This is a genomic window from Rahnella ecdela, assembly GCF_019049625.1.
Classification (GTDB): Bacteria; Pseudomonadota; Gammaproteobacteria; order Enterobacterales; family Enterobacteriaceae; genus Rahnella; species Rahnella ecdela.
The window spans coordinates 1-255 of sequence record NZ_JAFMOY010000009.1; the positions used below are offsets into that span (position 1 = coordinate 1).

Consider the following 255-nt stretch of genomic DNA (forward strand, 5'->3'; position numbering starts at 1 on the left):
GGGTCAGGTGGGACCACCGCGCTACTGCCGCCAGGCAAATTCTGTTTCATTCATACCGTATCCAGCATCTCTGCCCATACCATACGAACCAATCTCGGAACATTCAGCTGAAAATCAAATCACAGAGCCACTCTAAAACACCTTTGGTGTTGTAAGGTTAAGCCTCTCGGGTCATTAGTACTGGTTAGCTCAATGCATCGCTGCACTTACACACCCAGCCTATCAACGTCTTAGTCTTAAACGTCCCTTCAGGTG

General features: G+C 48.6%; 1 rRNA gene. It reads right to left on the minus strand.

What is annotated here, in order from left to right:
• Positions 1–153: 153 nt before the first annotated feature.
• A 23S ribosomal RNA gene (locus J1784_RS00045) occupies positions 154–255 on the minus strand; the annotation flags it as partial.